The following is a 13,632-nucleotide window of genomic DNA, read 5'->3' on the forward strand; positions in this document are numbered from 1 at the left end:
TGAAAATTTAAACAATTATTGATATAATTATGTATACGAATATTTTAGGAGAGTAATTACTTATGGTTCCACTTAATATAGAATTACCCGAACATTTCCTTGAAGAAGAAGAAAGAGAAGGGTATATTGTAACATCCCAAATGAAAGAACTATGGGCAGTTCAAATAGATTTACTTTTTCAATTAGATAAAATCTGTAAAAAATATATTTTGCGATATGTTGCAGATGGCGGAACTTTATTAGGTGTATTCAGACATAAAGGTTATATTCCTTGGGATGATGATATTGATGTTTGTATGCCTCGTTCTGATTATGAAGAATTATGTAAAATTGCTCCAAAAGAATTAAAATATCCATATTTTTTTCAAAATGAAAATACTGATCCGGGCTGTGTTTTTGGTTTTTCTAAAATATGTAATTCAGATACAGCTATGGTTCTTGAAGTAAATAAAAATAGAAATTTCAAATTTAATCAGGGAATAAATATAGATATTTTTCCTCAGGATAATGTTCCAGATGATGAAGAGGAACAAAAAAAGTTTTTTGAAGAATTACAAATATTAAGAAGAAAAGGCAAGATATTCCGTAACCGGATGCATTTAGATAATGGGGAAAAGAATACCATAAAGAAAATATTTGCATTTATTATGGAAAAATTAAAAATAAAAAATTATCCATATTTTAAGTTTGAAAAGGCATGTCAAAGATACAATAATAAAGACTGCAAATTATGTGGAAGTATTTCTTTCAGACCAGAAAGATGTATCGGCCTTAGACATACAGCAAGTTTTTCAAATATTGAAGAAAAACCTTTTGAGTTTTTTACACTCCCATGTACCACAGATGATGAATGGTATTTAACTGATTTTTATGGTGATTGGAAAACTCCGGTTAAGGGAAGTTCGCTTCATGGTGGAGTTATTATAGATACTGATAAGTCATATAAGGAATTTTTCTAAGAGGTATTTGTGTGAATTCTTTTATAGAAAAGAAATTTGGAAAATATTATCATCCGATTATCTGGAATTTGAAAAGAACATGGAAATATAAAGTTATATATGTTTCTGTTTATAAGAAATTAATAAAACAAACAAAAATAATACCTGATAGTGTTATAATATTTACTCGTGATTATGAAAAAATGTCTCCTTCTTTTGATAGGATTTATACACAATTAAAAGAAAAACAATTTTTAATTACAATAATTAATAGATTAAATAATGAAAATGAAGAATTAGATTTTATAAAAAAACTGGCTTCTGCAAATTTTGTAATAGTAAATCAGGCATGTACAATTATAAATGCTTTACCAATCAGAAAAGAAACTAAGTTAATAAATTTATGGCATGGATGCGGAGCATTAAAAAAATTTGGTTGCTCTAAAATGAAATCGTGGAACAAAAATTTTTATCCTTATAAAAGATTTAATAATTACACATTATTTACGGTGAGTTCAGATAAGATTCTAAAATATTATGAGGAAGCTACAAAGATTCCATTAAGAAAAGGAATATTGAAGCCTATCGGAATTAGTAGAACAGATATTTTTTTTGATAAAACTTTTATAAATAATTGTGAACAAAAAAAGAAACAGCTAACAGAGAAAAAAATAATTCTTTATGCACCTACATTGAGAGGTAATACGTTAACAGAAGCTTTTACGCCTGAATATATAAATTTTAAGGAAATGAAAGCGGCTTTAGGTAATGAATATATTTTAATCATAAAACGACATCCAGATACTTTAGATAAACCATATAATATACCGGATGATTGTAAAGATTTTTGTATTGATTTATCTTTTGATGGTTCTATCAGTGAATTAATAGTTATGAGCGACATCCTCATTTCAGATTATTCTTCATTATTTTTTGAATGGTGTCTTTTTGATAAACCTGTTATTTTTCTTACACCAGATTTTGAAGAATACGTTGATGAAAGAGGTTTTTATATTGATTTTAAGTCGATTGTCGAAAAGGCACGTTGTAATAATACACAAGAATTGATAAATATAATAAAGAATATAAATAATTATGATTTTTCATTTGTAAAGCAAATCAGAAACGATTATATGTCAGCTTGTGATGGTCATTCTACAGAAAGAATAGTAGAATTAATGAAATCACTTTAATATGGAGTAAAATTTGAATAATAAAAATATAATACAGGAAGATATAGAAAGCATTCTTTTACAAAATTGTGATTTTTCTATATTAAAAAACAAAACTATTTTACTGACAGGTGCCACCGGTCTCATAGGTTCTGTCATTACAGATATGCTTTGTTTTTTAAATGTTAAATACAATCTAAATTTAAAATTATTACTTATATCACGTCATGAACATGAATCAAAATCTTCATGCACAAAATACATAGTACATGATATAAATATCCCCTTTGTTTCAAATGAAAAAATTGATTTTATTATCCATGCTGCATCAAATACACATCCTGTACAATATGCATCTGAACCCATTGAAACAATAACCGCAAATATTTTTGGTACCTATAATTTGCTCCAGCTGGCAGAAAAAAATAAAAACTGCAGATTTATTCTTGCTTCAAGTGTAGAAATTTATGGAGATGATAAAGAGTGTAAAACAAAGGGATTTGAAGAAAAAGACTGTGGTTATTTAGATTGTAATACAGTTCGTGCCGGATATAACGAAAGTAAACGATTATGTGAAACTCTATGTCAGGCTTTTCTGGCACAAAAAAAAGTTGATTTTGTCAGTGCAAGACTTTGCAGGGCATACGGACCTACTTTGAAAAAAGATGATTCAAAAGTTATGAGTCAGTTTTTAAGGAATGGAGCAGATACAAAAGATATCATATTAAAAAGTGAAGGACTCCAGTATTATTCATATATTTATTCTGCAGATGCTGCAAGTGCAATTATTTATCTGATGCTCAAGGGAAAATCAGGTGAAGCATATAATATTGCTGGAAAAGATTCTGATATTCATTTAAAAGATTTAGCACAAATTATAGCTGATTATTCAGGAACAAAAGTAATTTTTGATTTACCTTCTGCTATTGAAAAACAAGGTTTCAGTAAAGCACAGCATGCTGTTTTAAATACAGATAAAATTTGTGAATTGGGTTGGAAACCAGTATATTCTATACTTGATGGCTGTAAGAGAACAATTGATTATTTTAAAGTATAAGCATTAATTATTTGAATTAAAAATTATACTTTGCAGAAAAAGAAAATCGGAAATTATGCCATACTAAATATTGTTCATCTGCCTGATTATATATTGGATTAACAATATGACAATATGCCAAACCAGCACCTAATCTGAAATCTTCTGTTATATAATAATCAGAATCTACACCAATTGTAAGAATACCTTTATAAAAATTCCATGTGCGGTTATGCAAATCTCCATTAGCACCTGTGGAAACATCATTTATAGCTTCTTTAAATAAATAACTATTATCAGGATTATATCTATGAATATAAATATGAGATAAACCTTTTGGATAGTAAATTTTACAGCCTAAATATTGACTTTGTCCTCCATAACCAATTCCAGAACCAAGCCACTGACCTTTATTTGTAAATCCTTGTGTAATTATATGATGGAATCCAAAACAATAATTGTATTGCATCTGGAAATCCTGTGACATTTCTGTATTATTCCATTCAAAAAGAATTTCACCTGAAATATTTCCTTTTTTATAAATATCGAAGGCTTTCTTTAAACCAAATGTGTAAGTAAATGTATGCCAGTAATGAGTTGTATATGAATTAATTGTATCTCTTGCATTTATATGATCATCAAATCCGAATTCAGCATATACATCAATTCCTCCTTTAGGAACTAACCAGTTAAGTGTAATAGAAATCTTTTGATCTTCAACTTCATTTCCGGATGCGGCTCCGCTTGTTCCATAAAAAGGATTGAAATATTTGTAAAATTCATTATCATCCCATTTACTTATACAGATTTTATTGATTCCAAGTGTAAGTCCAGGCAAGAAGAAAGGCGAATAAGATAATGTCATTCCGGTTATCTGGTTATGATCATTTGAACTGTCATTATCAAAATAATCACTTTCTGACAATTTTCCAATCCAGAAACGGAATTCAATATCACCAATATAATAATTAATATATGGAATATAAATTTGAGTCTTTCTTAAACCAATATCAAATTTAGGATAAGTGGCAGCGTTATTTGAATGTAAAAGTGGATTTAACCAGGCAGGTCCAAGCCACGGACTTTGAGTTCCAAAGCCTAAGGTTAAATTATACCAGCTCCATCTGATTTCTGAATCACCCCAATCGTAGGTCCAGAAAGCTTTATCACCAAAACGTTGAGGAGCATCAGCACCTTTGTCATTTCCATATCCCCATATATATCCGAATTCATTTGTATAAAAGGAACTGTTATCAACTAACTGAAACGCTTTATTTTGCGAAAAGCTCACCTGCGGTTTCACCGTTAACTCAAAGCCATAACCTTCAAGACGTAAGCCGGCGGTTAGCGAGGTGTTATAGCCGCGGCCCTGCCAGAGGGCGCCGTCGTTCTGTCCGTAAGGGGTGGCTGTATTGTAACTATTAAACCATTCAGGTCCATAAATACGGACAGTAAAATTCTGTTTAATACCACGGGTAAACCAGTTATCGATCGGAGACGCTGGCTGCCACAGTGTATATGTAGTTCCAAGATTGTTATTTTTCCAGATATGAGTTGGACTTTGTTCACCTGAAGTTCGTACTTTTGTGAAGGTTACTTCTTCGTTTTTTTCAAAGGATTCAATTTCATTAAATGTCCATACGTTGTCGCTTAAAGATCTATATCCAAGGGTAGGTCGTTTTACGACTCCTGTAAGAGATAGAAAATCATAATAGTCTTCTTCAATGCTTTTTAAAGATTCCTGAGAATTTAATGTAAAAATCAGAAATATAAATATAAATGGGACAGCAAAATTCTTTAAATTTAAATTCATAAAATAAATTATAGTAAATTCTTCTCAAATAATCTATTTGTAAAAAAAATAATAAAAGTGTACTGAATTGCAAGTTTGCGTGTTTTAAATTATAATAGGAGGATACATATGAAAAGAATAATTTGTTCCGCATTATTTTTAATTACTCTTGTTTTTGCTGGTTTTGCAGATCCATTTAACAGCAGACTTACTGAAAATGAAAGAGCAAAAATTGCTACTGGTGATATTTTAATTAAGAATATAAATTACGAAAAATATATCAGCCTCAAAAAAGGTGAAGTTACTCTTGGAGACAAGCTTCTTTCAGAAATTCATGATTTGAATCCTAAATATCTGGCAGAAGTAATTCAGATTAAGCCATATAAGGGAAATGAAGATCTTCCTCAGCGTCTTGAAACAATCTTAAATAATGTTCCTGAATATGCAGGTATTCCATATTATTCAGAACGTCATGATGCCTGGTGGGATTTGTATGATTCAGCAGAAATTGTAGAAACAATTGACCGTTCTGATGGAAAAACAATAAAGGCTAAGCTATTAATGGAGCCTTTTGACATTGTTCAGGAAGATATCGTACTCACTCGCGGTTCAGATTCTATCTTGTATTCAGCAGTTAATACAAACAAATTGCGATATCTTGATAAATTTGATTGTATCTGGCCACGTAAAATGAAAATCTGTATCCTTTTGTTCCGCGATGGAGATAACTGGGTACTTTATGGAATTGGTGGTGTAAATGCACCTCGTGTGCCATTCTTTACAGAACGAATTCAAACATCATTCATCAACAGAATAAATACTTTCTGTTCATTTATATTTAAGAAATTTTAATAAAAGAAAAGAGGAAGGGGAAAATGATCTGGTTAATCGGTTGCAAAGGTATGCTTGGTAGTGAGGTTGCAAAGCAGCTTGATGAAAAAAAACTTCCATGGATTGGTACAGACAACGAGGTTGATATTACTGATCCACAGGCACTTATTGATTTTACAAATAAAATCGAAACAGCCGCATATTTCCCTTCTGATTTACGCAAAGCAGACAGAAAAATTCAGTGGATTATTAACTGTTCTGCGTATACAAATGTAGACAAAGCAGAAGAAGAACCTGAACTTGCAGAGAAACTTAATGCAACTGGTCCTCTTAATATTGCCCGCGTTGCACGTTCTATTGGTGCTAAACTGATTCATATTTCAACTGATTATGTTTTTGATGGTCAGGGAACTTCTCCATACTCAGAAGAACTTCCAAAGGCACCTCTTGGTGTTTATGGTAAGACTAAAGCAGCCGGTGAAGATGCCATCATGAAGGAAATGAATACCTATTACATTATCCGTACTGCATGGCTTTATGGTTTTGATGGTAAGAATTTTGTATACACTATGACAAAGCTTATGAACAGTCATGACCAGATTCGCGTAGTAAATGATCAGAAAGGTACTCCAACTTATGCGCCAGACCTGGCTTCTGTAATTCTCCGTTTTATCGATAAAAGTGATAATGCTAAATCATTCTTCGGAAAAAACAGTGCTCCTGCATATGGAATCTATCACTTTACAAATGCTGGTCAGACAAACTGGCATGAATTTGCCTGCGAGATTTACCGTCTTGGACGTAAATTCGGCCGTATAACACAGGAATGTACTGTAAATCCTTGTACAACTGAAGAATACGGAGCAAAAGTTCAGCGCCCGGCTTATTCTGTACTCAGCAAGGATAAAATCGCAAAGAGTCTTAAGCTCAAGATTCCAGAATGGCAGAACAGCCTCGAGAAATTCATTAAGAGCGACAGATTTAATCCTCTTTAATCATAAATAATACTTCAAACAGAAACAACTTTTGCAAGTAAACAGAAACTGTGGTATAATATCTTTATGATTTCAAAGAAAGTAAAAGATATAGTTGAAAGCCCATCCAACGGAGTTATCCGCAAGATGTTTGAAGAGGGCGCCATTCTTAAGCAGAAATACGGTGCAGATAAAGTTTATGATTTCAGTATCGGAAACCCCGACCTTGACCCCCCGCAGAAAGTAGTTGATGCAGTTCGAGAAGTAGCTGCAGATACTACCCACCTCCGCCACGGTTATATGCCGAATGCCGGATACCCTGAAACCCGTGCCGCAATGGCCGCAAAAACAGCAAAAGAACAGGGAGTTCCTGTTACTGCAGACTGTGTTGTTATGGAAGTTGGAGCCGGTGGTGCACTTAATGTTGTCCTTAAGTCACTTCTGAATCCTGGCGAGGAAATTGTAATTCCTTGTCCATATTTTGCTGAATATAATAATTATGTTCATAATCACGACGGTGAAGTTGTTCCTGTAAAAACTAAGGAAGATTTTTCTCTTGATGTTGATGCGATAAAGGCAGCTCTTGGTCCTAAAACTGCTGCTGTTCTTATCAATTCACCTAACAATCCAAGTGGTCGTATTTATGATGAAGCTGATTTGATTGCGCTTACAGATATGCTCAAAGAGTTCGGTGCAAAAACAGGCCGTTATCCATATCTGATTTGTGATGAACCTTACCGCGACATTACTTATGGAAAAAAAGTTGCTACAGTTTTTGATAAATATGAATATTCTGTAATTGCAACTTCCTTTGCAAAAAATCTCAGTGTTCCAGGTGAGCGTGTAGGTTATGTTTGTGTAAATCCTGCCTGTCCTGAAAAAGCTGATTTTATTGCAGCTGCAATTTTCTGTACACGTGTCCTTGGCTTTGTAAACTGCCCGGCCTTTTTCCAGAAGGTTATTGCAAAAAGCTGGGATGCAGAATGTGATTTTTCTACATACGAAAAGCGCATGAAAGAAATCTGCGAGGTTATGGATTATGCCGGCCTCAAATATGCAAAACCAGAAGGTGCTTTCTACCTCTGGGTAAAATGTCCTGATAAATGGAATGATGATGATATGGCCTTCACAAATCATCTGAAAAAATACAATATTCTCTGCGCTCCAGGAAGCGGATTCGCAGGTAAAGGCTGGTTCAGAATCGCATATTGCTGTTCTGAACAGAGTATTTTGAATAGTAAAGAAGCTTTTTATAAAGCAGTTCATGAAGAATAGGAGAGCTATATGAAAATTTTGATGGTTACTTCGGAAACAGTTCCTTTTGCTAAAACCGGTGGACTTGCAGACGCCGTTTCAGCACTTGCAATAAATCTTAGAAAACAGGGACATGATGTTCGTATCGTTATGCCTCGTTACTATAAGATAGACCGCAGCAAACTTAAGGCCATTGAGGCTCCTCTTGCTGTTGCCGCTGGAACCATCGAAACCTGGGTAAAGGTTTATGAAGCTCCTCTTCCTGGAACTGATGTTCCTGTTTACTTTATTGATCACGAGCAGTGTTTCGGACGCGACGGTATTTATGGAACTAAGGCTGAGCCTGATTTCCATGATAATCCATACCGTTCTGCTGTTTTGTGCCACGGTGCTTTCCAGCTCTGTCGTCTGCTTGGCTGGTATCCGGACATTATGCATGCCCACGACTGGTTCTGTTGTCTTGTTCCAGTACTATTAAAACACGTTTGCCGTAACGGTTATTTTGCTCATACTGCCTCAGTTCTGACAATTCATAATCTTGGATATCAGGGCTGGTATAGTAAAGATTCATTCCCGGCTCTTGGTTTGGACTGGAATCTTTACTACGGCGGTGGTTTTGAACGTAACGGAAGCATCAACCTCTTACAGGCTGGTATTTCCTGTGCAGATATGATTACAACTGTTTCTCCAACTTATGCTGGCGAAATGAAGAGTGTAGAAGGTGGCTTCGGCCTCGATGGCTTGCTGCGTGTACGCTCAGATGTTGTTCGAGGTGTCCTCAACGGCTGTGACCTCGAAACCTGGAATCCAAAAACAGATAAACTTCTTCCTGCCAATTTTGATTATAAAGATCTTAGCGGTAAGGCTAAATGTAAGGAAGCTCTTCAGAAGCGAATGGGACTTCCGGTAAAGAAAGATGTTCCAGTTATTGGTATTGTAACCCGTCTTGCAGATCAGAAGGGTATTGCAGAAGTATTTGCTCCATCTTACGGAAGCATTTACAGCATCTGTGCAAATATGGATGTACAGTTTGCAATTCTGGGAAGCGGTGAAAAATGGTGTGAAGACGAAATAAATTCCCTTCAGTCAAAACTTCCGAATCTTCGTGCTTACATTGGATATGATGAAAGCCTTAGTCATCTGATTGAAGCAGGTTCTGACTTCTTCTTAATGCCTTCTCGCTATGAGCCATGTGGCCTTAATCAGATGTACTCAATGCTTTATGGAACTCTGCCAATTGTACGCCGTACTGGTGGCCTTGCAGACACAGTTGAGCAGTACAATGAGTTTAGTGGAGATGGAACCGGCTTCCTGTTTGATAATCTGACTCCAGGTGCAGTTTACGACACAACTGGCTGGGCTGTATGGGCATACTACAATAAAAAAGATCACATCAAAAAAATGCAGGTACGCGGTATGCAGAAAAATTTCAGCTGGGACACAAGCGCTCAAAATTATGTAGGAATATATTCTGATGCTCTGTGGCGTGGCTGTGGAATTAACACTGCCGACTGGCGTTAGAACTCGTACCACTGGTCATCTTTAGTAAGATACCAGTCTGCAAGCAATTTAGAATCAGAAGTTCCGCACCAAGAAATACTACCATTAGAGTTCAAAATAACCGCACGGCGGCTGTTCAAACAAAGTGTTTTAGGAATAGAAGCTGAGCGGTTATATGCGAATCTTTTCTTAGTAGAAAGATTATAGCAGTAAACCTTATTACGTCCGATGTTTGTAAAAAGTGTATTTCCATTCAGATAAGTAAATGCTTCTGCATCTTCTTCCGCAAACTTCAAAATATTTGTCATCTGCTTTGTATAAACATTATAAGAGAATACATAAGTATTGCGTCCTGTCTCATCAGAAACAATATAAAGACCATAAATTGTTTTACCATCTGTGCTCAGAGCGTAAGTAACGTTACCCTTAATACTGATAGGTACTGTTTCCATTGTCTCAGGATTTACTGTAAGCAGTGGAGTCTGTGGATTTGTTGCAGCAGACTTTGCAATATAAACGAGTTTATTGTTCATATAAACAGCATCTTGAATACCAGTTCCAGAATAAACTTCAGAAAGAGTACCAGTCTGAATATCATAAAGATTTACAACACTGTTACTTTCAATTTCAATAAGATAATCTTTTCCATCTACACTGCAAAGACGTACTTTTTGAACACTGTTCTTTGGAGTAAAAAGAACTGAAGGAGTTTTTGTATCAAGATTTAAAAGTTTAATTGGAGTCTTTTCAGACTGACTCCAGAGAATTACAGAATTATCTTTATAAGAAATAATATCAGTTTCTCCTGATGTTGATGAAAGCCTTGAGATTACACCAGTATCATAAGAAGAACGGTAAATTGCATTTGTAGTAAGGAAGTAGAAATCGTTTTCAGCAGGTGCCATTCCATAAATCTTTGAATATGTATTTTCTGTCATTTCTACCATTGTGTTTGTTGTAATAGTTGCTTCAACTTCACTTTTATAAACGGAACCTGTTTTGCTTCCAAAGTAAATGTTTGTAGCATCTTTTACAGCCGCGGTGATTACTGCTGAGCCACGCGGACCTTTAAGCGATTTTACAAGACGTGGATTTGAAACCTTGTTATCTTCAAGGCTTTCGAGCATTTTTACTTCGTAGTTTCCACGGCCATCAGTTTCGAGATAATAAAGGTTGTAATCAGCTTCTGTAGAAATTATAATCGGATTATTAGCTGATACAGAAGCAATTGTTTTTCCTGCTGCTGTAATATAAATTGAACCGTCTCTGATTCCTGCAAAATAACGGTTTTCATTATACATTACAGTTTGAGAAAGTCCTTTTACAATCTGCATCTTCTGTTTCAATTTTCCGGTTGTAAAATCATAAAAAGAAAGATTTCCCGAAGGAGAATAGAATGCACAGGTCTTTTCTGTAGCACTTGTATGAATATAACTTACAATTCCTGTATTTGCTTTAATTTTATCTACAATCTGCCAGCCCTGTGTTCTGATAAATACGGCACCGTCTACAGTAGCTGTTCCTGCAATAAGATAATTTCCTTTTGAAGAGTAGGAGAGTGATGTAATTGAATCAGAAAACTTCTTCAGATATTTTCTCGAAAGAGTTTTCCAGTCCCAGACTGTAATGCGGTTAATTGAACCACCGTCTGTTTCGTAAAGAGCAATTTCGTTTCCATCTGGAGAAACTGCAAGCAGTTTAATTGCAACATCAGAGAACTGATAATGTTCACCCTGTCCGTCGAAAGTCCATCTAATAACAAAGCCATCATCAGAAGCTGTGTAATATGAACCATCAGTTCCTCTGGCAGAAACCGGAGCAACCTGAGTTACCTGAGCCTGATGAGATTGGGTTGAAATATGAGATTGTGCTGAAACAGAGAAAATCAAAAAAGCTGAAGCAATCAAAGAAAAAATCTTTTTCATAACGGTTCAAAACTCCTGAATTATTTTTTTATAAAATATAGAATATCACCCTTTACGCCAATGATAAATAGTAAAGCAATGAATGCAAGGCCGATAAACTGCACATAATATTGAATGCGAGGATTTATACGGCGTCTAATTATAATTTCAATAAAAGCAATAAGAATGAGTCCGCCATCCAAAATTGGAATAGGCAGAAGATTCATAATAAAAAGAGAAATGCTGATTACAGACATAAGGCTCATAAGGCTTACAAAACCAACTCTAAATCCTTCTGAAAAACCGTTTTTTACAGTACTTCCAAGCATTTCTGTAACACGCGCAGGACCGCTCACAGCATTATCCATATCAACACCCTTAAATAAAATACCAATGCTTTTGATTGTTAAGGCTGCTGTTTTGATGGCATCAATAAAACCATGTCCTATTGCGCCAAAGAATCCGTAACGAGGAGATTCTTTTTCAAGCACATCAGATGTATCTGCTGCTACACCGAGTTTACCAGAACCTGTTGATTTATCGAGTTCTGTATGAACTGTAAACTCAAGTTCCTTTCCATCTCGTAAAACCCGTATAAGCAGGTCTTCATCTGGTCTGATTGAAACTTCTTCAATCAGATTAGAAAAGTCTTCAATAGTTTTTCCATTGATACTGATTATCTGATCTCCGGAAATAATTCCTGCATCTCTTGCGGCAGAAGATGTCACCTGATCATTTATTAAAATCTTATTTGAATAAGTATAATAGGTGTATCCGATTCCATTTATAAATGCACAGGCAATTACTGAAAAAATAAAATTAAAGAAAGGACCTGCAAAACCAATTAAAGCTCTCTTAAAAGGATGAATGCCATAAAGAGAATCTGCATCTCCGCCAACCTGAGGCAGCTTTTCTTCAATTGCTTTTTGAAAATCTTTTTCTCCTTTCATGCCACAGTAGCCGCCGAGGGGAATTAAAGATAAACGGTAATCTGTTCCACGTACAGTTCTGTGTAATAAAACAGGACCAAATCCTATTGAAAAACTTTCAACTTTTACACCAAAAAGTTTTGCTGCAATAAAGTGGCCGAATTCATGAAATACAATTAAAAAGAACAGACAGAGAATTCCGTAAAGCCATTTCATAGCTGCTCCGATGCAAGTGTACGTGCTTTTTTATCTGCTTCAAATACAGTATCAAATGAATCTAGTTTAGTATTCCAGTCATTATCAAGTACAGAACGTACAATTCTTGAAATAGCAGGGTATGTAATTTTTCCGTCTATAAAAGCATGTACCGCAACTTCATTAGCTGCGTTGAAAGCAATAGGATAACAGTTACCTTTTTTTACACATTCAAAAGCGTATGATAGAAGCGGGAAATCATCCATTCTAGGTTTGTAAAAAGTCATCTCTTTATCAAACAAATCAAATTGTTCCATGTAACAAGCCTTGTTTTCCGGCCAGTTGAGGGCACATAAAATCGGATGCTTCATATCCGGTTCAGAAATCTGTGCGTAAAGTTCACCGTCATTTGTACGAACAAGGGAATGAATAAGGCTCTGAGGATGTACAACAACCTGAATCTGTTCTGCAGTAACATCAAAAAGAAAAGCAGCTTCAATAACTTCAAGGCCCTTGTTAGCAAGTGTCGAAGAATCAATTGTGATTTTCTTTCCCATATTCCAGGTAGGATGTTTAAGTGCCTGTTCAAGTGTTACGTTTTCGAGCTGTTCTTTTGTATATGTACGGAAAGGACCGCCGCTTGCTGTAATCACAATCTTAGAGATGTTATTCATTCCAATTCTCTGAGTAAGATTGAAGATTGCAGAATGTTCTGAATCAACAGGAAGAAGTTGAGCCCCTTTAGTACGTGCAAGCTCTTTAATAAGAGGACCTGCCATTACAATTGTCTCTTTATTTGCGAGAGCAAGATCAATTCCGTTTTCAAGTACAACTTTTGAAGGAACGAGTCCTGCAGCTCCGGCAATTCCGTTTACTACGATATCTGGTTTTGATTCATCTATAAGCTTTTGAAAAGCTTCTGCAGAATTGTCTTCACAGGAAAGAAGGGAAGGACATTTGTAGTTTGCTGAAAGATCAGCAAGTTTATTTTTGTTTGAGTGAGCCTGAAGTCCGCATACACAAAAATCAGAACCCATATTATTAATAATATCGAGTGTACTGGTTCCTATTGAGCCAGTACAGCCAAGAACTAGAACTCTTTTCATA

At 35.1% G+C, this 13,632-nt stretch carries 11 protein-coding genes; 7 read left to right on the forward strand and 4 right to left on the reverse strand.

Annotated features, from left to right (window positions below; genetic code table 11):
* Positions 1-62 precede the first annotated feature (62 nt).
* Genes AABJ44_RS07120 through AABJ44_RS07130 form a run of 3 tightly spaced genes read left to right on the forward strand, consistent with a single transcriptional unit; the run spans position 63 to position 3,167 of the window.
* Positions 63-959, forward strand: a complete 897-nt coding sequence (locus tag AABJ44_RS07120; RefSeq protein ID WP_338371199.1) for a LicD family protein — start codon at positions 63-65, stop codon at positions 957-959.
* Positions 960-970: 11 nt separating this feature from the next.
* Positions 971-2,131 (forward strand): CDP-glycerol glycerophosphotransferase family protein, encoded by a 1,161-nt coding sequence (locus AABJ44_RS07125; RefSeq protein ID WP_338371200.1) that lies wholly within the window; start codon positions 971-973, stop codon positions 2,129-2,131.
* 13 nt (positions 2,132-2,144) lie between these two features.
* Positions 2,145-3,167, forward strand: a complete 1,023-nt coding sequence (locus tag AABJ44_RS07130) for an NAD-dependent epimerase/dehydratase family protein (protein ID WP_338371201.1) — start codon at positions 2,145-2,147, stop codon at positions 3,165-3,167.
* A gap of 16 nt (positions 3,168-3,183) precedes the next feature.
* On the opposite strand, the gene AABJ44_RS07135 is transcribed toward AABJ44_RS07130, so the two are convergent.
* A complete protein-coding gene (locus AABJ44_RS07135; RefSeq protein WP_338371202.1) occupies positions 3,184-4,959 on the reverse strand; it encodes a capsule assembly Wzi family protein in 1,776 nt (591 codons plus the stop codon).
* A 108-nt stretch (positions 4,960-5,067) separates the two neighbouring features.
* On the opposite strand from AABJ44_RS07135, the gene AABJ44_RS07140 reads away from it, so the two are divergent.
* The 4 genes from AABJ44_RS07140 to AABJ44_RS07155 all read left to right on the forward strand — a co-directional run bounded on the left by AABJ44_RS07140 (position 5,068) and on the right by AABJ44_RS07155 (position 9,518).
* On the forward strand, positions 5,068-5,790 hold the full coding sequence (locus AABJ44_RS07140; RefSeq protein WP_338371203.1) for a DUF6675 family protein: 723 nt from the start codon (positions 5,068-5,070) through the stop codon (positions 5,788-5,790).
* Between the two features lie 23 nt (positions 5,791-5,813).
* Complete coding sequence (rfbD, locus tag AABJ44_RS07145) at positions 5,814-6,764, forward strand: dTDP-4-dehydrorhamnose reductase (RefSeq protein ID WP_338371204.1); 951 nt, start codon at positions 5,814-5,816, stop codon at positions 6,762-6,764.
* 66 nt (positions 6,765-6,830) lie between these two features.
* Positions 6,831-8,018: a pyridoxal phosphate-dependent aminotransferase gene (locus AABJ44_RS07150; protein ID WP_338371205.1), complete on the forward strand. Its 1,188-nt coding sequence runs from the start codon at positions 6,831-6,833 to the stop codon at positions 8,016-8,018.
* A gap of 9 nt (positions 8,019-8,027) precedes the next feature.
* Positions 8,028-9,518, forward strand: coding sequence for a glycogen synthase (locus tag AABJ44_RS07155; protein ID WP_338371206.1), 1,491 nt, complete (start codon positions 8,028-8,030; stop codon positions 9,516-9,518).
* Here AABJ44_RS07155 and AABJ44_RS07160 read toward each other — a convergent pair.
* Genes AABJ44_RS07160 through dxr form a run of 3 tightly spaced genes read right to left on the reverse strand, consistent with a single transcriptional unit; the run spans position 9,515 to position 13,631 of the window.
* Positions 9,515-11,422, reverse strand: a complete 1,908-nt coding sequence (locus AABJ44_RS07160; RefSeq protein WP_338371207.1) for a WD40 repeat domain-containing protein — start codon at positions 11,420-11,422, stop codon at positions 9,515-9,517. The two genes, AABJ44_RS07155 and AABJ44_RS07160, sit on opposite strands and share 4 nt — an antisense overlap.
* Before the next feature lie 20 nt (positions 11,423-11,442).
* Positions 11,443-12,546 carry a M50 family metallopeptidase gene (locus AABJ44_RS07165; RefSeq protein WP_338371208.1) on the reverse strand — a complete coding sequence of 368 codons (1,104 nt, stop codon included), beginning with the start codon at positions 12,544-12,546 and terminating at the stop codon, positions 11,443-11,445.
* Positions 12,543-13,631 (reverse strand): 1-deoxy-D-xylulose-5-phosphate reductoisomerase, encoded by a 1,089-nt coding sequence (gene dxr, locus AABJ44_RS07170; protein WP_338371209.1) that lies wholly within the window; start codon positions 13,629-13,631, stop codon positions 12,543-12,545. Before dxr ends, AABJ44_RS07165 begins: the two co-directional genes overlap by 4 nt.
* Position 13,632 lies beyond the last annotated feature (1 nt).

Source organism: Treponema bryantii, from assembly GCF_036492245.1.
GTDB classification, from domain to species: domain Bacteria; phylum Spirochaetota; class Spirochaetia; order Treponematales; family Treponemataceae; genus Treponema_D; species Treponema_D bryantii_C.

What these genes read in the sequence shown, in the direction of transcription:
- AABJ44_RS07120 (WP_338371199.1), top strand. Translation starts at nt 63, where the DNA reads ATGGTTCCACTTAATATAGAATTACCCGAACATTTCCTTGAAGAAGAA.
- AABJ44_RS07135 (WP_338371202.1), bottom strand. Translation starts at nt 4,959, where the DNA reads ATGAATTTAAATTTAAAGAATTTTGCTGTCCCATTTATATTTATATTT.
- AABJ44_RS07140 (WP_338371203.1), top strand. Translation starts at nt 5,068, where the DNA reads ATGAAAAGAATAATTTGTTCCGCATTATTTTTAATTACTCTTGTTTTT.
- rfbD (WP_338371204.1), top strand. Translation starts at nt 5,814, where the DNA reads ATGATCTGGTTAATCGGTTGCAAAGGTATGCTTGGTAGTGAGGTTGCA.
- AABJ44_RS07150 (WP_338371205.1), top strand. Translation starts at nt 6,831, where the DNA reads ATGATTTCAAAGAAAGTAAAAGATATAGTTGAAAGCCCATCCAACGGA.
- AABJ44_RS07155 (WP_338371206.1), top strand. Translation starts at nt 8,028, where the DNA reads ATGAAAATTTTGATGGTTACTTCGGAAACAGTTCCTTTTGCTAAAACC.
- AABJ44_RS07160 (WP_338371207.1), bottom strand. Translation starts at nt 11,422, where the DNA reads ATGAAAAAGATTTTTTCTTTGATTGCTTCAGCTTTTTTGATTTTCTCT.
- AABJ44_RS07165 (WP_338371208.1), bottom strand. Translation starts at nt 12,546, where the DNA reads ATGAAATGGCTTTACGGAATTCTCTGTCTGTTCTTTTTAATTGTATTT.
- dxr (WP_338371209.1), bottom strand. Translation starts at nt 13,631, where the DNA reads ATGAAAAGAGTTCTAGTTCTTGGCTGTACTGGCTCAATAGGAACCAGT.